This is a genomic window from Paenirhodobacter hankyongi (genome assembly GCF_003664585.1).
Lineage (GTDB): Bacteria > Pseudomonadota > Alphaproteobacteria > Rhodobacterales > Rhodobacteraceae > Rhodobacter > Rhodobacter hankyongi.
In genome coordinates this window covers 22,643-44,452 of the sequence record NZ_RCHI01000007.1, presented here as the reverse complement: position 1 = coordinate 44,452, position 21,810 = coordinate 22,643, and the positions used below count along the sequence as shown (strand labels likewise).

The 21,810-nt window shown below is 69.6% G+C and carries 20 protein-coding genes; 13 read left to right on the top strand and 7 right to left on the bottom strand.

Translation table 11 applies throughout. The features are described 5' to 3' along the window. Positions 1–46: 46 nt before the first annotated feature. A complete protein-coding gene (locus tag DYS74_RS09085) occupies positions 47–511 on the top strand; it encodes a MarR family winged helix-turn-helix transcriptional regulator (RefSeq protein WP_121533048.1) in 465 nt (154 codons plus the stop codon). Continuing rightward, positions 508–2,355 (top strand): FUSC family protein, encoded by a 1,848-nt coding sequence (locus DYS74_RS09080; protein WP_121533046.1) that lies wholly within the window; start codon positions 508–510, stop codon positions 2,353–2,355. Before DYS74_RS09085 ends, DYS74_RS09080 begins: the two co-directional genes overlap by 4 nt. Positions 2,356–2,358: 3 nt before the next feature. Here DYS74_RS09080 and DYS74_RS09075 read toward each other — a convergent pair whose 3' ends face one another. The 5 genes from DYS74_RS09075 to DYS74_RS09055 all read right to left on the bottom strand — a co-directional run bounded on the left by DYS74_RS09075 (position 2,359) and on the right by DYS74_RS09055 (position 9,185). Then, positions 2,359–2,730 carry a DUF1850 domain-containing protein gene (locus tag DYS74_RS09075; RefSeq protein ID WP_121533044.1) on the bottom strand — a complete coding sequence of 124 codons (372 nt, stop codon included), beginning with the start codon at positions 2,728–2,730 and terminating at the stop codon, positions 2,359–2,361. After that, positions 2,727–4,829: a TRAP transporter permease gene (locus DYS74_RS09070; RefSeq protein WP_121533042.1), complete on the bottom strand. Its 2,103-nt coding sequence runs from the start codon at positions 4,827–4,829 to the stop codon at positions 2,727–2,729. The genes DYS74_RS09075 and DYS74_RS09070 overlap by 4 nt, the downstream gene beginning before the upstream one ends. 92 nt (positions 4,830–4,921) lie before the next feature. Further along, positions 4,922–5,872: a TAXI family TRAP transporter solute-binding subunit gene (locus DYS74_RS09065; protein WP_121533040.1), complete on the bottom strand. Its 951-nt coding sequence runs from the start codon at positions 5,870–5,872 to the stop codon at positions 4,922–4,924. A gap of 212 nt (positions 5,873–6,084) precedes the next feature. Beyond that, positions 6,085–7,404 (bottom strand): sigma-54-dependent transcriptional regulator, encoded by a 1,320-nt coding sequence (locus tag DYS74_RS09060; RefSeq protein WP_121533038.1) that lies wholly within the window; start codon positions 7,402–7,404, stop codon positions 6,085–6,087. Further along, on the bottom strand, positions 7,401–9,185 hold the full coding sequence (locus tag DYS74_RS09055; RefSeq protein WP_245965245.1) for an ATP-binding protein: 1,785 nt from the start codon (positions 9,183–9,185) through the stop codon (positions 7,401–7,403). The genes DYS74_RS09060 and DYS74_RS09055 overlap by 4 nt, the downstream gene beginning before the upstream one ends. Before the next feature lie 317 nt (positions 9,186–9,502). Between DYS74_RS09055 and bioB the strand changes: the two genes are divergently transcribed. The 6 genes from bioB to DYS74_RS09025 are packed head-to-tail and all read left to right on the top strand — an operon-like array spanning position 9,503 to position 14,915. Further along, entirely contained in the window at positions 9,503–10,507 is a 1,005-nt protein-coding gene (gene bioB / locus DYS74_RS09050; RefSeq protein WP_121533034.1) for a biotin synthase BioB, read from the top strand. Continuing rightward, a complete protein-coding gene (locus DYS74_RS09045; RefSeq protein WP_394342950.1) occupies positions 10,504–11,634 on the top strand; it encodes an 8-amino-7-oxononanoate synthase in 1,131 nt (376 codons plus the stop codon). The genes bioB and DYS74_RS09045 overlap by 4 nt, the downstream gene beginning before the upstream one ends. Continuing rightward, positions 11,631–12,260, top strand: a complete 630-nt coding sequence (bioD, locus tag DYS74_RS09040; RefSeq protein ID WP_121533030.1) for a dethiobiotin synthase — start codon at positions 11,631–11,633, stop codon at positions 12,258–12,260. Before DYS74_RS09045 ends, bioD begins: the two co-directional genes overlap by 4 nt. Then, positions 12,260–13,546, top strand: coding sequence for an adenosylmethionine--8-amino-7-oxononanoate transaminase (gene bioA, locus DYS74_RS09035; protein WP_121533028.1), 1,287 nt, complete (start codon positions 12,260–12,262; stop codon positions 13,544–13,546). The genes bioD and bioA overlap by 1 nt, the downstream gene beginning before the upstream one ends. Beyond that, positions 13,543–14,157, top strand: a complete 615-nt coding sequence (locus DYS74_RS09030; RefSeq protein WP_121533027.1) for a pimeloyl-ACP methyl esterase BioG family protein — start codon at positions 13,543–13,545, stop codon at positions 14,155–14,157. The genes bioA and DYS74_RS09030 overlap by 4 nt, the downstream gene beginning before the upstream one ends. Next, positions 14,154–14,915, top strand: coding sequence for a methyltransferase domain-containing protein (locus DYS74_RS09025; protein WP_121533025.1), 762 nt, complete (start codon positions 14,154–14,156; stop codon positions 14,913–14,915). The genes DYS74_RS09030 and DYS74_RS09025 overlap by 4 nt, the downstream gene beginning before the upstream one ends. Here DYS74_RS09025 and DYS74_RS09020 read toward each other — a convergent pair. Together DYS74_RS09020 and cyoE are read right to left on the bottom strand one after the other, a co-directional pair. Continuing rightward, positions 14,894–15,502: a GntR family transcriptional regulator gene (locus DYS74_RS09020; protein ID WP_121533023.1), complete on the bottom strand. Its 609-nt coding sequence runs from the start codon at positions 15,500–15,502 to the stop codon at positions 14,894–14,896. The genes DYS74_RS09025 and DYS74_RS09020 overlap by 22 nt on opposite strands. Positions 15,503–15,577: 75 nt before the next feature. Beyond that, complete coding sequence (gene cyoE, locus DYS74_RS09015; RefSeq protein WP_121533021.1) at positions 15,578–16,525, bottom strand: heme o synthase; 948 nt, start codon at positions 16,523–16,525, stop codon at positions 15,578–15,580. 382 nt (positions 16,526–16,907) lie between these two features. Between cyoE and cyoA the strand changes: the two genes are divergently transcribed. From cyoA to DYS74_RS08990, 5 genes are all read left to right on the top strand, one after another. Continuing rightward, the gene (gene cyoA / locus DYS74_RS09010; RefSeq protein WP_121533019.1) at positions 16,908–17,981 is read left to right on the top strand and encodes a ubiquinol oxidase subunit II; all 1,074 of its coding nucleotides are present in this window, start codon (positions 16,908–16,910) and stop codon (positions 17,979–17,981) included. After that, positions 17,971–19,965, top strand: coding sequence for a cytochrome o ubiquinol oxidase subunit I (gene cyoB, locus DYS74_RS09005; protein WP_121533017.1), 1,995 nt, complete (start codon positions 17,971–17,973; stop codon positions 19,963–19,965). The genes cyoA and cyoB overlap by 11 nt, the downstream gene beginning before the upstream one ends. Continuing rightward, positions 19,962–20,600 (top strand): cytochrome o ubiquinol oxidase subunit III, encoded by a 639-nt coding sequence (cyoC, locus tag DYS74_RS09000; protein WP_113900637.1) that lies wholly within the window; start codon positions 19,962–19,964, stop codon positions 20,598–20,600. Before cyoB ends, cyoC begins: the two co-directional genes overlap by 4 nt. Beyond that, positions 20,600–20,968, top strand: coding sequence for a cytochrome o ubiquinol oxidase subunit IV (gene cyoD, locus DYS74_RS08995; protein WP_113900636.1), 369 nt, complete (start codon positions 20,600–20,602; stop codon positions 20,966–20,968). Before cyoC ends, cyoD begins: the two co-directional genes overlap by 1 nt. A gap of 81 nt (positions 20,969–21,049) precedes the next feature. Then, a complete protein-coding gene (locus DYS74_RS08990) occupies positions 21,050–21,772 on the top strand; it encodes an SURF1 family protein (RefSeq protein WP_121533015.1) in 723 nt (240 codons plus the stop codon). Positions 21,773–21,810: the final 38 nt, after the last annotated feature.

The window sequence follows — 21,810 nt, the reverse complement described above, 5'->3', positions numbered from 1 at the left end:
CTCAAAATAGTTTGCAATGCAAATCATTTTGAGGCACAGGCAGCCGATGCGCATCGAGCCCGATTCCCCCCGCCTCCGCTTCGGATATCTCTTCGTCTCGCTCGGCCGCGCCTGGCGGCGCGTCGTCGACCTGCACCTGGCCGAGGCCGGGCTCAGCGACGCCACCTGGGCGCCGCTCGTCAACCTTGCCCGCCACGGCGACGACATCAGCCAGACCGAGCTGGCCGCGCGCGTGGGCCTTGACGGCTCGAGCCTCGTGCGGCTGATCGACCTGCTCGCCGAGCGCGGTTTCGTCGAGCGTCAGGTCGACCCCGCCGACCGCCGCGCCCGCCGGCTGCTGCTGACCGAGGCCGGCCGCGCCGAGGTCGAGCGCATCCTGACCGAGCTCGGCCGGATCGAGACCGAGCTGCTCGCCGATGTCGAGGAGGCCGAGATCGGCCGGATGCTCGATGCGATGGAACGGATCAAGGCCCGCACCGAGGCCATGCTCGACCGGGAGACCTCGAAATGACCGCCACCCTCGAACGCTATGGCTTCGACGCCGCCCGCACCGCCTTTGCCGGGCGCACCGCGGTCGCCGCCTGCATCGCCTTCGTCATCGGCTGGGCGCTCGGGCTCGAACATCCGCAATGGTCGGCGATGGCGGTCTGGGCCGCCTCGCAACCGACGCGCGGGCAGCTGCTGGAAAAGGGCTTCTTCCGCGTCGCCGGCACGATCAGCGGCACGCTCGCCGGCATCGCGCTGGTGCTGGCGATGGAGATCCACCCGGCGCTGCTGGTCCTCGGGCTTGCGCTCTGGGTCGGGCTGTGCACCGCGATCGGCAACCTGCAGCGCGGCTTTGTCGCCTATGGCACGGTGCTTGCGGGCTATACCGCGGCGATGGTGTCGCTGCTCGATGCCGCGCACCCCGATCAGGTGCTGCACCTTGGCGCGGACCGTTTCGCGACGGTGCTGACGGGGGTCGTCACCGCGATGGTGGTGGGCGCCTTCTTCGCGCCGCCGGCCGCACGCGGCGCACTGCGCGCGCGCCTCGCCGCGCTGGTCGCCGACCTGCTCGAGGCCGCGGCGACGCCCGCAAGCGACGAGCGCGCGCCGGCCCTTCTGGCCGAGATGTCGGCGATCGAGGACGGGCTCGACCCGCATGGCGCGGGCTCGTTCCGTTCGCGGCGCGACGTGCGGGCGGTGCGCGCGGTGCTGATCGCGGCGATGGCGCTGCTCTTGTGGCGGCGCACCGCCGAGACCCTGCCCGCCGCCGTCGCGGCCGAGCTGATGCGCGCGGCGCAGCTGCTGCGCGCCGATGCCCCCGAGGCCGCGGCCGAGGCGCTGACCCGCGCCTGCGCCGGCCGACCCGACCTGGCCGAGACCCTCGCGCCCCTCGCCGCCGCCCTGCACGGCTGGCTGCGCCCCGAGACCCCGCCGACCGAGACCGCCCTGCCCGTCGTGCTGCACCGCGACTGGATCGGCGCGCGCGAGGCGGGGCTGCGCGCCTTTGGCGGGCTGTTGCTCTTCGGCGCGATCTGGCAGCTCACCGGCTGGAGCGCAGGCGCCTACATGCTGCTTGGCCTGTCGGTGATGCTGTCGCTGTTCTCGAGCTTCGAGAACCCCACCGCACAGATGCGCAACGTCTTCTACGGCCAGATCCTCGGCGTGATCGGTGCGCTTGCCTGCCGCTGGCTCGCGTGGCCGCTCGCCGGCAGCGAGCTGCAGATGATCCTCTCGACCCTGCCCTTCATCCTGATCGGGCCTCTCTTCGTCGGCCATCGCCGCACCGTGGGGGCAAGCTTCGACTACAACATGGTGCTGATGCTGATGCTGCAGCCGCACTGGCCGCTGAGCGGCAGCCTCAACGCCTCGCTGGCGGCGGGGCTTGCGGTTCTGGCCGGGCCGGTGGTGGCGATGATCGCCTATCGCTTCGTCTATCCGACGAGCCTGCGGCGCCGGCAGGAGACGCTGATCGCGATGATGCGGCGCGACCTTGGCGATCTGGCCGCCGATCCGCAGGCGCTCAGCCACCGGCAGGTGTGGCGGGCGCGGCTCTATCACCGGGTGCTGCGGCTGGTGCGGCTGTCGGGGCGCTCGGCCCGGGCAAGCGGCGAGGCGATGGAGATCGGCCTGGCGCTTCTGGGCCTTGGTCAGGCGACGATGCGCGCGCATGAGATCGAGGCCGCGGGCGTGCCCGCGGCGCGGGCGGCGCGGGCGGTGCTGGCACGACTGGCACGGTTCCCGGCCGATCCCGGGCACAGCAGCGCGGCGCTGGCCCGGCTTGGCGCGCGGCTGAGCGGGGCGGATGCCACGCTTTTCGCCGAGGCGGCGGCGCAGATCACCGCCCCCGCCGTCACCGGCCGCGCGGCCTGAGCCTCAGCCGTCGCAGCCGGGCGCGACCCAGAGCCGGATCGGCGCGCCCTCGGACGTGCCGATCTCGCGGCAGCTGCCCTCGGCGCAGAGCGTCCAGCCGCCGAGCGTGGCGCCCGAAGCGGCAAGGAAGACCTCGCGCTGCAGCGGCAATTTCGGGAAATAGTGCCAGCCGTCGGGTTCGAGGATCGCATCGGGCGGCGCTTCCATGCCCGCCCCCGCGCTCGTCACCCGGGCCTCGACCGGGCGCAGCCCGGCGCCCGTGACCTCCCAGCGTTCCCACCAGGTGGTGTGCTGGACCGAATGGGTCCAGCTCAGGGTGAAGGTGCCGACGGCAAGGGCAAGCGCCTTGCCGCCGGCGAGGATGCACAGCGTCATGCCGCGGCCGGCGCGCCCTTGCGCCCGCGCAGCCAGATCAGCCCCGCGACAAGCGCCGTGATGCCGAAGCCCAGCTCGTCCGAGATCGGCAGCGCCACGATCAGCGACACGCCACCGGCGAACGCGAGCACCCGCTCGTACCAGCGCAGCGGCATGTTCAGATAGCCCACCACCGCAAGGCCCCAGAGCGCAATCGCGATTACCGTCTTCGTCACGACATAAGCGACCTCGACCGGATAGCCGAACTGCTGCGCCATCCAGCCGCCGTCCTGCAGCATCAGCGAGGGGGTGAAGACCGCCATGAACGGCACGATGAAGCCCGCGGCCGCCATCCGGATCGCCTGCAGCGAGATCTTCAGCCCCGACGACTTGGCGATCGGCCCGGCGGCAAAGCAGGCCAGTGCCACGGGCGGCGTCAGGTCGGCCATGATGCCGAAGTAGAAGACGAACATGTGGCTGACGATCAGCGGCACGCCGAGTTCCAGCAGCGCGGGGCCGGCAAGCGACGAGGTGATGATGTAGTTCGGGATCGTCGGGATGCCCATGCCGAGGACCAGGCAGGTGAGCATCGTCAGCACCAGCGACAGGAACAGGTTGTTGTGCCCGATCTGGATGATCGCCCCGATGAAGGTGGAGGCGATGCCGGTCAGCGTCAGCGTGCCGATGACGATGCCGACGATGGCACAGGCCATGCCCACCGGCAGCGCGTTGCGCGCGCCCTGCGCCAGTGCATCCCGCACGATCGCAAGCGTATGCCGCCCGCCCTTGAACGGGATCGTTGCGATGACAAGCGCGCCGATCACCACGAAGAGCGCCTTCACCCCATACTCGAGGAAGGTGGCGCAGCCGAGGCCGAGCGCCAGCCAGAACACCACGCGGAAGGCGGTGGGCCCGATCAGCGCGGCGAGCGGCGTGCCGAGGATCAGCACGACGACCAGGCCAAGGCCCATGGTGCCCGCGAAGATCGGCGTATAGCCCGCGAACAGCAGGTAGATCAGTGCAGCAAGCGGCAGCACCAGCGGCCACTGTTCCTTCACCGCGGTCCAGGGGTTCGGCAGTTCGGCCTTCGACATGCCCTTGAGGCCCATCCGGCCGGCTTCCAGATAGACCATCCAGAACACCACGCCGAAATAGAGCAGCGCCGGGATGATCGCGGCCTTGACGATCGCGGCATAGGGCACGTTCAGCGTCTCGGCCATGATGAAGGCGACGGCGCCCATCACCGGCGGCATGATCTGCCCGCCCATCGAGGCGGTGGCCTCGACGCCGCCGGCAAAGGCCGAGCGGAAGCCGAATTTCTTCATCAGCGGGATGGTGAACTGACCCGAGGCCACGACGTTCGCCACGCCCGAGCCCGAGATCGTGCCCATCAGCGCCGAGGACAGCACCGCGACCTGCGCCGGGCCGCCGCGCAGATGGCCCACGAGGCCGAGCGCGAAGTCGTTGAACAGGTTCAGCATCCCCGCCCGTTCGAGGAAGGCCGCGAAGACGACGAAGATGAAGATGTAGGAGCTGCTGACATAGATCGGCGTGCCGTAGATCCCTTCGGTGCCGAAGGAGAAGTTCTCGACCAGCTGGGCGAAGTCATAGCCGCGGGTCTGGAACACGCCCGGCGCATATTCGCCGAAGGCGGCATAGGCCAGGAACAGCGAGGCGATGATCGCCAGCGGCCAGCCCATCAGCTGGCGCGAGGCGATGAAGACGACGACGATCAGCACCGTGCCGGTGACGAGGTCGGCCGTCGTCAGATAGCCGGTGCGCTGGATGATGTCGGTGTAGAAGATCCAGTTGTAGATGCCGGTCGCGAAGCCCGCGAGGCCGACGATCCAGTACCAGATCTTGCCGAGCTTCGTCTTCATCACCAGGTTCGAGATGAGGACGCAGCCCAGAAGCACGAGGAAGCCGACGTGCAGCGCACGCAGGATCTGGCTCGGCAAGGTGCCATAGGCGGCAACGAAAAGCTGGAACAGCGAGAAGGCGAAGGCGATCCAGAACGCGATCTTGCCGCTCAGCCCCTCGCCGAAGCCGGGCGGCAGCCCCTCGAGCGCCTCTTCGTGCTCGGGGTGTGCGGTGTCATGGATGGATTGGGATGCGGACATCAGGGGTCTCCGGCTGGGCAAGGGAAAAGCGGGCGCCGAGGGCGCCCGAAGGTCCGGGCGGCCACGCCGCCCGGGGTCCGGTCCTGCCCGGTTTACTTGATCAGGCCGACTTCACGGTAATAGCGCTCGGAACCCGGATGCAGCGGGATCGAGAGGCCGGTGACCGCATTCTCGAGCTTGATGTTCTTCGCCGCCGAATGCGCCGCCTCGAGCTTGGTCAGGTTCTCGAACAGCAGCTTGGTCATCTGATAGGCGGTCTCGTCGCTGACACCCGCGCGGGTCACAAGGATGTTGCCCACGGCCGCGGTCGGGATGTCCTCGGTCTGGCCCTGATAGGTGCCCGCCGGGATCACCGCCGGCACATAGGGGGCGCCGATCTTCTCGACGACTTCCTTCGGGATCGCGACGATGGTGATGTCATGGGTCGAGGCGAGGTCCTTGATGAAGGCGACGCCCAGGCCCGAGGACTGCAGCGTTGCCTGCAGCTGGCGGTTCTTGATCAGCTCGGCCGATTCCGCATAGGGCAGGTATTCGACCTTGCCGAGGTCGTCATAGCTCATGCCCGCCGCCTTGAAGATCTCGCGCGCGTTGAGCTCGGTGCCCGAGGCCGGCGCGCCGACCGAGAGCGTCTTGCCCTTCAGGTCGTAGATCGTCTTGATGCCCGAATCCTTCTCGGCGACGATCTGGATGTAGTTCGGATAGATCGCGGCGAGCGCGCGCAGGTCGGTCAGCGGCTTCGGGAAGCCCGCCTCGGCATTGCCTTCCAGCCCCGCCTTGACCGAGTCGCCAAGTGCGAAGGCAAGCTCCGCCTTCTTCGCGCCGAGCAGGTTCAGGTTCTCGACCGAAGCCTTGGTCGCCTGCACCTGGGTGCGCGCGCCCGAAATGTTCTCGCCGTAGATCTCCGACAGCGCCACGCCGAGCGGATAATAGACACCCGAGGTGCCGCCGGTGGCGATGTTGATGAATTCCGCCTGCGCCGCCGGCGCGATCAGCGCGGCTGCCGTCATCGCGGCGGAAAAGACCTTGGCCTTGAAACCGATCATGCGATTTCCTCCCCTAGCATTGGCTTCGATGGGCGAAAGCCTGACCGAGCGCCTCCGTCGCGCAAAGAAATTTCGCACCCCGGCAATGAATTCGTCACAATGATGCAATCGGCTGATTTTGCGTCACTTTTCCGGGAGCAAAATGTGATCGCCACCGTCAAAACGGGCAATAAATCGCCAGAGATAAGTCTGCGGGCGGATTTCCGCCCACCTCAATCCGCCCGCAATCCGTATTTCGCGATCTTTTCGTTCAGCGTCCGGCGCGGGATGCCCAGCATTTCCGCCGCCTCCGAAGAGCGCCCGTCATGCAGGCGAAGCGCCTCGGCGATCGCCTCCGCCTCGAAGCGCGCGACGCGTTCGGGCAGGGTGCCGGCCTCGGGGATCGGGGCGGCGACCGGCAGGCGCAGGCCCAGCACATGGCGCTCGGCCGCGGCCTTCAGCTCGGCCGCGTTGCCCGGCCAGTCCTGCCCCTCGAGAAGCCGCAGATCGGCATCAAGCAGCACCGGCACCGGCCGGCCGAAGCGCTCGGCCGCGTCCTCGACGAAGCGGGTGAACAGCAGCGCGATGTCCTCGCGCCGCTCGCGCAGCGGCGGCACGGCGAGGTCGATCGCCGTCAGCCGGTGATAGAGGTCGGCGCGGAACCGGCCGGCGGCGATCTCCACCCCCATCTCGGCATGGGTCGCGGCGATCACCCGGATGTCGACGGGGCGTGGCGCGTTCGAGCCGATGCGCTCGATCGTGCGGTCCTGCAGCACGCGCAGCAACCGCGCCTGCAGCGCCGGGCTCAGCCGCTCGATGCCGTCGAAGAAGACAGTGCCGCCATTCGCATGTTCCAGCTTGCCGACCCGCACCGCGGTGGTGCCGGCGACGAAGCCGCGCTCGTGGCCCAGAAGCTCGGCCTCGAAGGCCTGTTCGGGGCGCGGCGCGCAATCGATCACCACGAAGGGCCGGCGGGCGCGGCGGCCGAAGTCGTGCATCGCCCGCGCGATCTCTTCCTTGCCCACCCCCGGCTCGCCGCGGATCAGCAGATCGACCGGCAGATCGGCGAGCACCCGCACCGCCTCGCGACACGCCGCCATCGCCGGCGACACGCCCGCAAGCCGCGATTCCAGCCGCACCGAGGCGATCTCGGACCAGCGCGCCGCGCGCACCTCGCGCCGCATCCGGCGCAGCTCGACGGCGCGGTCGATCGCCGCCACCAGATGCTCGGCGACATAGGGTTTCTCGATGAAATCATGCGCACCCTCACGCATCACCTCGACCGCGACCGGCACATCGCCATGGCCGGACAGCAAAATCACCGGCAGATCGGGATCGGCCGCGCGCAGGTGGCGCAACACGTCGCGCCCCTCGATCCCGGGCATGCGCAGGTCGGTCACCACGCAATCGGTCGCCGCCGGGTCGATCGCGGCCAGCGCCTTGTGCGGGTCGGTGAAGGTGGCGACGGCAAAACCCGAGGCCTCGAGCCAGTCAGCCGCCGCCTCGCACAGCCGCGGCTCGTCGTCGATGAAGGCGATGGTGCCGCGCGTCATGGCTGTCCTCCGTCCCGGGGCGCGAAGAGCGGCAGCTCGAGCACGGTGAGCGTGCCGCCGCCCGGGCGCGCGCGAAAGCTGAACCCCGCCCCCATGTGATCGAGGATCGTGCGCACGATGGCAAGGCCAAGGCCCAGCCCCTCGCCGGTGACGCGGGTGGTGAAGAAGGGCTCGAAGACCTTGTCGCGCAGCTCCTCGGGGATGCCGGGGCCGCGGTCGGCAAGGATCAGGGTCAGCCGCCCCGCCCCCACCTCGGCGCTCAGGGTGACGGGGGCGGTGCCCCCTGCCCCCGCCGTCGCCTCGGCCGCGTTCAGCACGAGGTTGGTCAGCACCTGCTGCAACTGGCCGGGGTTGCCGGCGACGGGCGGCAGATCGGCGGGCAGATCCGCCGTGACCGGCACGGCCAGTTCGCGCAGCCGCGGCGCCAGCACCTCGAGCGCGGTGTCGAGCGCGGCCGCCACGCTGACCGGCGCGGCGGGCTCGGGCCGGGTGCGGGCGCCAAAGCGTTTCAGACTGCGCACCATCTCCTGCATCCGCCGCAACAGCCCGCGCGCCGAGGCAAGGCTTTTCTCCACCTTCGCCTGCGCGCCTGCCGCCAGATGCAGCTCGGCCGCGGCAAGGGTGTTGTCGAGCGCCGAGAGCGGCTGGCTCACCTCATGCACGATGGTCGAGGACATCCGCCCGAGAACCGCCAGTTTCGCCGCATGGACAAGGCTTTCATGGGTGCGGCGCAGCTCCTCCTCGGCGCGGCGACGCTCCTCGACCTCGCGCGCGAGATCCTCGGTGCGCTCGGCCACCCGGCGCTCCAGCACATCGGCCTGCTCGAGCCGCATCCGCACGATCTGCCGGCGCTGGCGCCAGAACAGGCCCGCGCCCGACAGAAGCGCCCCGCCAAGCGCCGTCATCGCCGCGACCAGCCAGGCGGTCGCGGTCGCCGGCGCCTCGGGCGCGGCCGCCAGCACCTGCCAGCCGTCGGGCTCGAGGCCCAGCCCCGCCAGCCGCAGCCGCTCGCCCCCCGCGACAAGCCGCCCGCCCTCGACCAGCGGCGCGCTCGTCGCCACGCCGAGCCCCTCATAGCGGCGCTCGGCCACAAGCTGCGCCACCGCCGGCTCCGACAGCGCATGCAGCGGCCGATAGCGCCAGTCGCGCCGCCCGGCGAGGAAGACGATGCCCAAGCCATCGGCGAGCCCCACCGCCTCGTTCGCCCGCACCCAGGTGCTTTCGAGCGAGGCCATCTCGATCTTCACCACGGCCACGCCGATCGGATGCGCCGCCGGCCCGATCCGCACCGAGAGGAAATAGCCCGGCTTGCCGGTGGTGACGCCGACCGCGAAATAGCGCCCCTCGCCGCTCGTCAGCGCCTCGCGGAAATAGGGGCGGAAGGCATAGACCTGGCCCAGGAAACTGTCCGGCGTGTTCCAGTTCGAGGTCGCGACCGTGCGCCCCGAGGCGTCGAGCAGGAACAGCTCGTCGACATGCGACAGGTCGCGCACGGTCTGCAGATAGGCATTCGCCTCGTCCGCCGCCCGCGCGTCGCCGCCATCGAGCAGCCGCAGGATGCGCGCATCCTGCCCGACGACCGAGGGCAGGTAACGATAGCGCTCGATCTCGGAGACGACGGCATAGCGCGTCACCGTCAGCCGGTCGGCAAGTTCCTGATCGAGGGCCGTCAGCGCCGTCTCGCGGGTGGCGACGAAGGCGCCGCCCGCGGCGGCCAGCGTCACCACCACCGCGGCGGCGATCAGGGCGTGCTGTGTTTCACCGGCCGGTCTGCGGATCACGGGGCGGGCTCCTTCGCTCTCGCCCGAGCTTTGCCCGCTTGCCACCCGGGGTGCAAGCCGGCGGCCCGCTGCGCGGCGGCACAGCGGCCGGAGATCGCCGGGCACCCGGACCCTCATGTAAAATCATAGATAATTTTGTCACGCATATTTTCTGAACGAAAGTTCAGGAAATATGCAAGTTCCGGTGGATCTTCCGGCCTTACCGCCGCCGTCCGGCAAGCCCCATCCGGCAAAATCATAGATTATTTTATGGATGAATCCGGAAAGTCAGCATCGCTATCAATAATCGACGCCACAGACCCGCAGGGAGGATGCGCATGAGCCTTAAGACTCGCCCCGCCGCCGAGATCTACCACCAGCCGCTGATGGACCTTCTGTTCGAGGCGCAAACCGTGCACCGCGCGCAGTTCGACCCGAACCGGGTGCAATGCTCGATGCTCGTCTCGATCAAGACCGGCGGCTGTCCCGAGGATTGTTCCTATTGCTCGCAATCGGCGCGCAACGGGTCGGAGCTGTCGGCCTCGAAGCTGATGGAGGTCGAGCGGGTGCTGGCCGAGGCGCGCCGGGCGAAGGCCGCGGGCGCCACGCGCTATTGCATGGGCGCCGCCTGGCGCTCGCCGAAGGAACGCGACATGCCCGCGGTCGAGGCGATGATCCGCGGCGTCAAGGCGCTCGGGCTCGAGACCTGCATGACGCTTGGCATGCTGTCGGGCGACCAGGCGGTGCGGCTGCGCGGCGCGGGGCTCGACTACTACAACCACAACATCGACACCTCGGAACGCTTCTACCCAGAGATCATCACCACCCGCAGCTTCCGCGACCGGCTCGACACGCTCGAGGCGGTGCGCGCCGCGGGGATCTCGGTGTGTTCGGGCGGCATTCTGGGGCTCGGAGAGACCGCCGCGGACCGGATCTCGATGCTCGAGACGCTCGCCAATCTGCCCGAACCGCCGCAATCGGTGCCGGTCAACATGCTGATGCCGATGGAAGGCACGCCGCTCGCCGCGGCGCCGCGGCTCGACCCGATCGAGCTGGTGCGCACCATCGCCACCGCCCGCATCCTGATGCCGCGCTCCTATGTCCGGCTCTCCGCCGGGCGCAGCGAGATGAGCGACGAGCTGCAGGCGATGTGTTTCTTCGCCGGAGCGAATTCGATCTTCGTGGGCGATCGGCTGCTCACCGCCGGCAACCCCGGCGAGGACCGTGACGCGATGCTCTTCGCCAAGCTCGGCCTGGCCGCCGAGACCGGCCCCGAGGTCGAGGTCGAGGCGACGCCCGACGGCAGCTGCGGCACCGGCTGCTGCGGCGGATGCGCGGCATGAGCGCCTTTCCCCGCCACGCCGCGGCGCTGCGCGCGCTGGCCGCGCGCGGCCGGGGGCGGGCGCTGGCGCCGGCGCGGGGGCTCGATTTCGCCTCGAACGACTATCTGGGCCTTGCGGCCTCCCCCCTGCTGCGCGAGGCCGCCGCCGCGGCGCTGGCCCGTGGCGTGGCGATCGGCGCCGGCGGCTCGCGTCTGTTGCGCGGCAACGATCCCGAGCACGAGGCACTGGAGGCCGAGGCCGCGGCCTTCTTCGGGGCCGAGGCGGCGCTGTTCATGGGCGGCGGCTTTCAGGCGAACCAGGCGATCTTTGCCACGCTGCCGATGCGGGGCGACCTGATCCTGCACGATGCGCTGGTGCACGCGAGCGCGCATGAGGGGATGCGCCTTGGCCGCGCCGAGACCCGCGCCTTCGCCCATAACAACGTGACCGACGCCGCCGACCTGATCGCCGCATGGCGGCGCGCGGGTGGCACCGGCCGGGTCTGGATCGCGGTCGAGAGCGTCTATTCGATGGAGGGCGACCTTGCGCCGCTTGCCGATCTTGCCACCCTCGCCCGCGCCGATGACGCCGTGCTGGTGGTCGACGAGGCGCATGCGACCGGCGTCTTCGGGCCGCATGGCGCGGGGCTTGCGCATGGGCTGACCGACGTTGCGCTGGTCACGCTGCACACCGGCGGCAAGGGGCTTGGCGCTTCGGGCGCGCTGATCTGCGCCGAGCGGGTGCTGATCGAGACGCTGGTGAACCGCGCCCGCCCCTTCATCTTCGCGACCGCCCCCGCGCCGCTGATGGCCGCGATCCTGCGCGCCGCGCTGCGCGGCCTTGTCGAACGCCCCGAACTGCAGGCGGCGGCGCAGGCGCGCATTGCCCATGCCGGGGCCGAGGCCGCGCGGCTGTGCGGCCTGCCCCCCGCCACCAGCCAGATCCTGCCGGTGATCGAGGGCGAGGACGGCCGCGCGCTGGCCCGCGCCACGGCCTTGCAGGCGCGCGGCTTCGACGTCCGCGCGATCCGCCCGCCGACCGTGCCGCGCGGCACCGCGCGGCTGCGCCTCTCGCTCACCGGAGCGGTGGGCCCCGCCGAGATCACCGCGCTGTTCGAAACCCTCGCCCAGCTCAGGAGCCAATCATGAGCCGCCCCGAAACTGTCGTCGTCACCGGCACCGATACCGATATCGGCAAGACCGTGTTCAGCGCGGGCCTCACGGCCGCACTGAAGGCAAGCTATTGGAAACCCGTGCAATCGGGTCTTGACGGCCCGACCGACAGCGACACCGTCGCGCGGCTTTCCGGCCGGCCCGTGCTGCCCGAGGCCTATCGGTTGCGCCTGCCCGCCTCGCCGCATCTGTCGGCAGAACGCGAGGGGGTGGAGATCGACCCTGCCCGCCTGACGCTGCCCGAGGTGCCGGGGCCGCTGGTGGTCGAGGGCGCCGGCGGGCTGATGGTGCCGCTGACCCGCCGCAGCCTCTTCCTCGACATCATCGCCGGCTGGGATGTGCCGGTGATCCTCGCCGCGCGCACCGCCCTCGGCACGATCAACCACACGCTCCTGTCGCTCGAGGCGCTGCGGGCGCGCGGCGTGCGCGTCGCCGGCGTGGTGTTTCTGGGCGAGGAGGTCGCCGACACCCAGTCGGTGATCTGCGAGATCGGCCGGGTCGCGACGCTCGGCCGCCTGCCGCGGCTCGACCCGCTCACGCCCACCACCCTCGCCGCGGCCTTCGCCGGGCTCGATCTCTCGCCGCTGCACGAGGTGTGGTGATGGACCCGCTGGCGATCGACCGCACCCACCTGTGGCACCCCTACACCTCGATGGCAGCGCCGCAGCCCGTGCACCGGGTGCGCGAAGCCGAGGGGATCTGGCTCACCCTCGACGACGGCACGCCGATGATCGACGCGATGTCGTCATGGTGGTGCGCGGCGCATGGCCACCGCCACCCGCGGCTGGTCGCGGCGCTCGAGGCGCAACTGCACAGCCTGCCGCATGTGATGTTCGGCGGGCTGACGCATGACGCGGCGATCGGACTGGCGGCGCGGCTGGTGGCGCTGCTGCCGCCGGGGCTCGACCGGATCTTTTGCTGCGACAGCGGCTCGGTCTCGGTCGAGGTGGCGCTGAAGATGGCGGTGCAGGCACAACTCGCCCGCGGCGCCCGCGGCCGCACCCGCTTTGCCACGGTGCGCGGCGGCTATCACGGCGACACCTGGTCGGCGATGAGCCTGTGCGACCCGGTCACCGGCATGCACGGCCATTTCGGCGCGGCGCTGGCGGTGCAGCATTTCACCCCCGCGCCGCCGGTGGCCTTCGGCGCCGACTGGCCCGAGGACCCGGCCCGAAACGGGCTTGGCGCGGTGGCCGCGCTCTTCGAGGAAAAGGCGGCCGAGATCGCCGGCTTCATCCTCGAGCCCGTGGTGCAGGGCGCGGGCGGGATGCGGTTCTACCACCCCGCCTTCCTGCGCGGGCTGCGCGCGCTGTGCGACCGGCACGGGGTGATCCTGATCTTCGACGAGATCGCCACCGGCTTTGGCCGCACCGGGCGGATGTTCGCGATGGAGCACGCCGGGGTCACGCCCGACATCCTGTGTCTGGGCAAGGCGCTGACCGGCGGCATGATGAGCCTCGCGGTCACCGTCGCCAGCACAGCAATCGCAGCCGGGATCTCGGCCGGCGATCCCGGGGTGCTGATGCACGGGCCGACCTTCATGGCGAACCCGCTCGCCTGTGCGGCGGCCTGCGCAAGCCTCGATCTGCTGGCCGAGACCGACTGGCAGGGCGCCGTTGCCCGGATCGGGGCGCAGCTTGCCCGCGAGCTTGCCCCCGCCCGCGACCTGCCCGAGGTGGCCGACGTCCGCACCCTCGGCGCGATCGGGGTGATCGAGATGCGCGCGGCCCTCGATGGCGCGCAGGTGCACGGGTTTTGCCGTAAGGCCGGTGTCTGGCTGCGCCCCTTCGGGCGGCTTCTCTACACCATGCCGCCCTTTGTCACCGGGCCCGAGGACGTCTCGCGCATCACCACCGCGATGGTCGCCATCGCGCGGGAGGCGACATGAGAGCCGAGTGGCTGAGCCGCGTGGGCCGGGCCGATCTGCTGCTGGTCCTTGGCGGATGGGCGGTCGGGGCCGAGCCCTTCCGGCACCTTGGAACCGCGGCCGACGTGCTGGTGCTGAGCGACTATCGCGCCCTCGACTGGCGCGACGCGGTGACGGCGGGTTATGACCGCGTCACCCTCGTCGCCTATTCCTTCGGCGTCGCGGCGGCGGGCGCGGTGCTCGCGCAACTGCCCCGCCCGCCCGTGCAACTCCATGCCGTCTGCGGCTCGCCCTTCCCCTGCGACGCGCGCCGCGGCATCGCGCCCGGGGTGCTGCGCGCCACGGCCGAGGGGCTGTCGGAGGCAAGCCTTGCCCGCTTTGCCCGCCGTGCCGGTGCGCCCGTCCCCGTCCCCGACATCGCCGCGCTGCGCGACGAGCTGCATGCCGTCGCCGCGCGCCCGCCCGCGCCGGTGCCCGCCTTCGACCGGATCACCCTTGCCCGCCGCGACCGGATCTTCGCCCCCGAGGCGCTGACGCTTGCCTGGGAGGGGCAGGCCGACCGGCTGCGCTGGACCGAGACCGGCCACAATCCCTTCGCCGGCTGGCGACACTGGACGGAGGCACTGACATGAGCGCCCTCACCCCGCGCGTCGCGCACAGCTTTGCCCGCGGCGCGGGCAGCTATCACGATGCGGCCGTGGCACAGCGCGAGATCGCCGCCCGGCTGTTTGCCGCGCTGCGCGCCGCGGCCGGGCCGAAACGGTTCGCCCGCGTGCTCGAGGCCGGCTGCGGCAGCGGGCATCTGAGCCGGCATCTGAGCACCCTCGCGCCCGATCGGCTCTGGCTCAACGACCTCAGTGCGACGCCGCCTGCCCTGCCCCGCGCCGTGGCGCTGCCCGGCGACATCGCGCAGATCGCGCTGCCCGCCAAGCTCGACCTCGTCGCCTCCTCCTCGATGATCCAGTGGCTCGAGGACCCATGCGCGGTCGTCGCACGGCTGGCCGGGGCGGTGGCGCCGGGCGGGTTCCTCGCGCTCTCGGGCTTCGGCCCCGACCATTTCCCCGAACTGCGCGCGCTTGGCAGCGGCGCGGGCGCGCCGTCGTGCCTGAGCGGGGCCGGGCTTGCCGCGCTTCTGCCCGCGGGCTGGCAGGTCGCGGGCGCGGGCGACTGGTCGGTCACGCTGAAGTTCGACAGCGCGCTTGCGGTGTTGCAGCATCTGCGCGCGACCGGGGTGAATGCGCGGGCCGGGCAGATCCGCTCGCGTGGCGCGCTGCTGCGGTTCCTGCACGCCTACGAGGACCGCTTTGCCACGACCGAGGGCGTGCCGCTGACCTATGCCGCAAGCTGGCTGGTCGCGCGCCGCGCGTCTCAGCTCATCCGCGACAGGTGACGTTCCAGCACCGCGCCCGCAGCCTTCGGGTCGCGCCGCCGGATCGCCGCCATGATCGCGTGATGGTCTGGATCGATGCGCGGTCGCCAGCGTTCCTTGTAATGCACCAGCTGATAGCGCGCGGCGAGCAGTTGCAGGTTCGCCACCTCCTCCTGCAGCCGCGGCATGCCGCAGCCGGCATAGGTGGCGCTGTGAAAGGCCCGGTTCGCCTCTTCCCAGTCGAAGATGTTCTGCGCCGCGTCGCAAAGGCGCCGCGCAGCCTCGGCCTCGGCGATCTGCACCGGGCTCAGATGCGGCACCGAATGGCGCAGCGCCAACGGTTCGAGCACGCCGCGCATCGCCCGCAGCTCGCGCTGCGCGGCGGGGTCGAGCGGCGCGACGCGCACGCCACGATTGGGCTCGCTCACCGCCAGCCCCTTGCCGATCAGCCGCAGGAAGGCCTCGCGCACCGGCACATGGCTGGTGCCGAATTCCTCGGCGATATGGTCCTGACGCAGCCGCTCGCCGGCGATCAGCTCGCCGCGGATGATGCGGAAGATCAGCTCCTCGGCGATGCGGGCGGAACTGGGCTGGCGTGTCTCGGTCATCGGCGGCCCCGGCGCTGTGCCCCGACCCCGGGGCTCAGGGGCATTTAGACCGGCCCGCGCCCCGATGCCAACCGCCTACCAGCGGGCGAGCCCCGCGCCATGCAGCGCCGCCTCGGCCAGAAGCGCGCAGAAATGCAGGAAGAGATAGGAGAGCGACAGCCGGAACAGCCGCTTCTCGGCGGCCTGGCCATCGGCCTCGGCGGCGGCCTCGGGCCGGCGGAAGACCCGCCAGGCGCCGGCGAGGAAGCGCAGGTTCAGCCCCGCCGCCACGGTCAGATAGACCGGCCCGCCGATCGCCGTCAGCCCGAGCGAAAGCGAGGTCGGGATCAGCAGCAGGGTGTAGCCGAGGATGTGGTTGCGCGTGACGCGGCGGCCATGCGTCTCGGTCAGCATCGGGATGCCGGCGCGGCCGTAATCCGACTTGACGAAGAGCGCGAGCGCCCAGAAATGCGGCGGCGTCCACATGAAGACCAGCGCGAACATCAGGAGGCTTTCGAGCGAGACGCCGCCCGTCGCCACCGCCCAGCCGATCATCGGCGGGAAGGCCCCGGCGGCACCGCCGATCACGATGTTCTGCGGCGTCGAGCGCTTCAGCCAGATCGAATAGATCACCACATAGAAGAAGATGGTGAAGGCCAGCAGCGCCGCGGCGATGCCATTCGCCACCACCGCCAGCAGCCCGACCGACAGCACCGACAGCGCCAGCCCGATCGCCAGCGCCTCGCGTGCGGCCACGCGGCCCGCCGGGATCGGCCGGCCGGCGGTGCGCTTCATCTTGGCGTCGATGTCGGCATCCCACCACATGTTCAGCGCGCCCGAGGCACCGCCGCCCACCGCGATGCAGGCAATCGCCATCGCGGCGCGCAGCGGATCAAGGTGCCCCGGCGCGACCAGCATGCCGACGAGCGCGGTGAACACGACAAGCGACATCACCCGCGGCTTCAGCAGCACGATGTAATCGCCCGCGCGCGGGCCCGGCTGCCCCTCGGCGAGGGTCGGATCGACGATCTGCTGCGTCCTCATGTCCTCTTGCCCCTGCTGGTCCCGCAACGGACGGGAGTCGGGGCTTGATATGACAGGGCGGCGCATCGGGGCAAGGCGCAGGGGCGTCGGCGGTGCCTTGCTCACGCAAGCGTGCGCAGCTGCGCGATCCGACTCGGAACGGCCGGAGTTCTGCCCCCACGCGCACAAAACCCGGGCATCGGCCCATTTCCGCCGCACGCGGCCGCTCACACACGGTCACGAATGCGCGAGGATTTTTCTCAATATTGGGGTTTCAAGACCGTGCGACAGAATGTCGCGGCGCATATTGTCGCATCGCGCCCTAGCCCGATAGCGCAAACGCGCCCGGCCTGCCCGCCTCCCCGGCCCGCAGCCGCGCCCGGACAAGCTCAAGAGGCAAGACTTGCTCAGATCACCGAAACTCCTGCTGGCGACGGCTGGCGCATTCGCGCTTTCCGGCTGCCAGTTCGACGTTCTGTCGCCCCAGGGCTGGGTCGCAGGACAAGAGCGCAACCTTCTGGTCATCGCGACGCTGCTGATGCTGATCGTGATCGTGCCGGTGCTGTTCATGGCGGTCTACTTCCCGCTGCGATATCGCGCCGACCGCCCCGACAGCACCGATTACGATCCCACCTTCACCCATTCGAACAAGCTCGAGGTGGTGGTCTGGGGCGTGCCGATCCTGATCATCCTCGCACTTGGCGCGGTGACCTGGATCTACACCCACCGGCTCGATCCCTATCGCGACCTGAGCGCGCTGAACGCCGGCACCCCGATCGAGGTCGAGGCCGTCTCGCTCGACTGGAAATGGCTGTTCATCTATCCCGAGCTCGGCGTCGCCTCGGTGAACGAGCTGGCTATTCCCGCCGGCCGGCCGGTGAACTTCCGGATCAGCTCCTCGACGGTGATGAACACGCTCTCGATCCCCGCACTTGGCGGCATGGTCTATGCCATGGCCGGGATGGAGACCCAGCTGCACCTGATCGCCGACAATCCCGGCACCTTCGCCGGCCGTTCGGCGCATTACTCGGGCCCGGGCTTCTCGCAGATGACCTTCGACACCCGCGCGATGAGCGACGACGACTTCAACGCCTGGGTCGCGGCCGCCAAGGCCAGCCCCGAGGCGCTGACCCGCGACACCTATCTGGCGCTCGAGCGGCCGACCATCGCCGAACCGGTGCGCCATTACGGCTCGGTCGAGGACGGGCTGTTCGCCCGCATCGTCGGGCTCTGCGTCGAGGCCGGCAAGGTCTGCGTCGGCGACATGATGATGCAGGACAAGATGGGTGGCGGCGGGCTGAACGGCATCGCGAACGCGCCCGCCTACGACTACGACCGCGCCCGCGCGATCGACGGTTTCGGCAATCCGCTCGACCTGCCCGCACCCGAACCGATGGCTTTCCACGAGGCCTTCCTGACCAACCCCGACCTGATCTGCGGCACCGGCCGCACGGAGGCTGCGATCCATGTCAACTGAAGTTGCAAACGCCGGCGAGGTGATCTCCCCGATCTTCGGGCGGCTGACCCTCGACTGGATTCCCTATCACGAGCCGATCCTGATCGGCACCTTCGCGGGCGTCGCGCTCGGCGGCCTCGCCGTCCTGGCGCTGATGACCTATTTCCGGCTGTGGATGCCGCTGTGGCGCGACTGGGTCACCTCGGTCGACCACAAGAAGATCGGCATCATGTACATGGTGCTCGGCTTCATCATGATGGTGCGCGGCTTTGCCGATGCGCTGATGATGCGCGCGCAGCAGGCGATGGCCGCGGGCGGCGCGACGGGCTATCTGCCGCCGCACCACTTCGACCAGGTCTTCACCGCGCATGGCGTGATCATGATCTTCTTCGTCGCCATGGCCTTCGTGACCGGGATCATGAACTATGTGATGCCGGCGCAGATCGGCGCGCGCGACGTGGCCTTCCCGTTCCTGAACAACTTCTCGTTCTGGATGACGGTGGCGGGCGCGCTCCTCGTGAACATCTCGCTCTTCGTGGGCGAGTTCGGGCGCGTCGGCTGGCTCGCCTTCCCGCCGCTCTCGGGCGCCGCCTATTCGACCGGGCCGGGCATGGACTATTACCTGTGGTCGCTGCAGATCGCGGGCGTGGGCACGACGCTCTCCGGCATCAACCTGATCGCCACCATCCTGAAGATGCGCGCGCCGGGGATGAAGCTGATGGACATGTCGGTCTTCACCTGGACGACGCTGTGCACCAACGTGCTGATCGTCGCGGCCTTCCCGGTGCTGACCGCCTCGCTCGCGCTGCTGACCCTCGACCGCTATCTCGGCACGCATTTCTTCACCAATGACTTTGGTGGCAATGCGATGATGTACATCAACCTGATCTGGATCTGGGGCCACCCGGAAGTCTACATCCTGATCATCCCCTGCTTCGGCATCTTCTCGGAGATCGTCGCGACCTTCTCGGGCAAGCCGCTCTTCGGCTACAAGGCGATGGTCTATGCGACCGCCTGCATCATGGTGCTGAGCTTCGTCGTCTGGCTGCACCACTTCTTCACCATGGGCTCGGGCGCGAACGTCAACACCTTCTTCGGCATCACCACGATGATCATCTCGGTGCCGACGGGGGTGAAGATCTTCAACTGGCTGTTCACCATGTACAAGGGCCAGGTCCGGCTCGAAGTGCCGATGCTGTGGACGATCGGCTTCCTCGTGACCTTCACCATCGGCGGCATGACGGGCGTCCTGCTGGCGGTTCCGCCGGTCGACTTCCAGCTCCACAACACGCTGTTCCTGATCGCGCACTTCCACAACGTGATCATCGGCGGCGTGGTCTTCGCGGTCTATGCCGCGGTCAGCTACTGGTGGCCCAAGGCCTTCGGCTTCAAGCTTGACGACCGGCTCGGCAAGGCGACCTTCTGGTTCTGGTTCATCGGCTTCTGGTTCGCCTTCATGCCGCTCTACGCGCTTGGCCTGATGGGCGTGACGCGGCGGATGAACTCCTATGCCGATGCCGCCTGGCAGCCCTACTTCATCGTCGCGGCCTTCGGCGCGCTGCTGATCCTGTGCGGCATCCTCTGCACCTTCGCGAACTTCGGCTACTCGATCCTGAACCGCAAGAAGCTCGCCTGCGGGCCCGACCCGTGGAACGGCCGCACGCTCGAATGGGCGATGCAGTCGCCGCCCGCGCCCTACAATTTCCCGCAGGAAATCCATGTGCGCGGCCGTGACGAGTTCTGGCGGATGAAGCAGGAAGGCTTCACCTGGGCGGAAAGCTATGCGCCGATCCACATGCCGAAGAACACCGCGACCGGCGTTCTGCTGGCAGCCTTCGCCCTCGCCTTCGGCTTCGCGATGGTGTGGTACATCTGGTGGCTGGCCGGCCTTGCCTTCCTCGCGATGATCGCCATCGGCATCGGCCATACCTTCAACTACAACCGCGACTACTTCATCCCGGCGACCACCGTTGCCGCGACCGAAGCGAAAGGAGCGACGGCATGACCCCGTTCGACGCCACCCGGGCCGGGGCGATCCCCGGCCTCGCCGCCGCGCAGGCCCATGACCATGACCACGGCGCCGGCCATTCCAGCCCGACCGCGATCGGGTTCTGGATCTACCTGATGAGCGACTGCATCATCTTCGGCTGCCTGTTCGCGACCTATGCGGTGCTCGGCGGCAACTATGCCGGCGGGCCCGGCCCGAAGGACCTGTTCGAGCCCGGCTTCGTCGCGGTGGAAACCGCGCTGCTGCTGATCTCGTCGGTCACCTTCGGCCTCGCGATGCTGAAGGCCGAGGCCGGCGCGCGTGGCGCCACCATGGCCTGGCTGGTGGTCACCGCGCTCTTCGGCGCGGGCTTCATCGGCATGGAAGTCTACGAGTTCCGCCACCTCGTGCATATCGGCGCGGGGCCGGACCGCTCGGCCTTCCTGTCGGCCTTCTTCGCGCTTGTCGGCACCCACGGTCTGCACGTCACCGCGGGCCTGATCTGGCTGGTCACCCTGCTCGTTCAGGTCGGCCAGCGCGGTCTGGTGCCGGCGAACATGCAGCGGCTCTCGACGCTCAGCATGTTCTGGCACTTCCTTGACCTCGTCTGGATCGGGGTCTTCTCCTTCGTCTATCTGGTGAGGCTGATCTGATGAGCGCACATACGCAACACGGCAGCCACGGCAGCATGGGCACGCTGATGACGGGCTTTGCCCTCGCGGCGCTGCTCACCATCGTTCCCTTCGCGCTGGTGATGGGCGAGGTGCAGATCAGCCGCATCGCGATGATCGGCCTGATCATGGGGCTCGCCGCGGTGCAGATCCTCGTGCATCTGGTGTTCTTCCTGCATGTGAACCGCTCGGCCGAGGGGGGCTGGACGCTCGCCGCCTCGATCTTCTCGGTGATCATCCTCGTGATCGTGCTCGCGGGCTCGCTCTGGGTCATGCACAACATGAACGAGAACATGATGCCGATGCCCGACATGGATCACATGATGACGCTGCAATCGCAGCAGGGCTGAGCCCCGCCGCGTGACGCATCCCGACGGGGCCGGTCTTCCGGCCCCGTTTGCATGAGGCCCGTTCGCATGAGGAGAAGGACGATGTCCCGCCCCCGCCGCCCTGCCCGCCTGATCCTGACCGCCCTTCTTGCCGTCCTCGGCATCGCCGCCTTCTCGGCGCTCGGGGTCTGGCAGATCGAGCGCCTGCACTGGAAGCTCGACCTGATCGCCCGCGTCGATGCCCGCATCCATGCCGAACCGGTGCCCGCCCCCGGCCCCGCCGACTGGCCCGGGATCAGCGCCGAAAGCGCCGAGTATCGCCGCGTCACCCTGTCCGGCCAGTTCCTCAACGCCGACACGGTGCTGATCTACACGCCGTCCGATTACGGCCCGGCCTTCTGGGTGCTGACCCCGCTTGCACGCGACGACGGCACCGTGGTGATGGTCAACCGCGGCCTCCTGCCCGAGGCCCTCGGCCGCGTCGGCGACTTCCGCAAGCCCGAGGGTCCGGTGACAGTGACCGGCCTGCTGCGGATCTCGGAAGATCGCGGCTGGCTGTTCTCGCGCGAGAACGATCCGGCGGCACGCAAATGGTATCGCCGCGACATCGGCTCGATCACCGAAACGCTGGGCCTCAGCCCCGCCGCACCCTATTTCGTCGATGCCGAGCTCGGCGATCCCGCCGCCTGGCCGCGCGGCGGGCAGACCGTGGTGGCCTTCCGCAACGCCCATCTGAGCTATGCGCTGACCTGGTTCGCGCTCGCCGCGGTGGTGGCGCTTGGCGCGGCGCTCGTCTTCCGGCACGAGCTGCGCGGCCGCGGCTGAGCCCTTCCCCGTCGCCCCGCGCGCGGCTATCCTGCGCG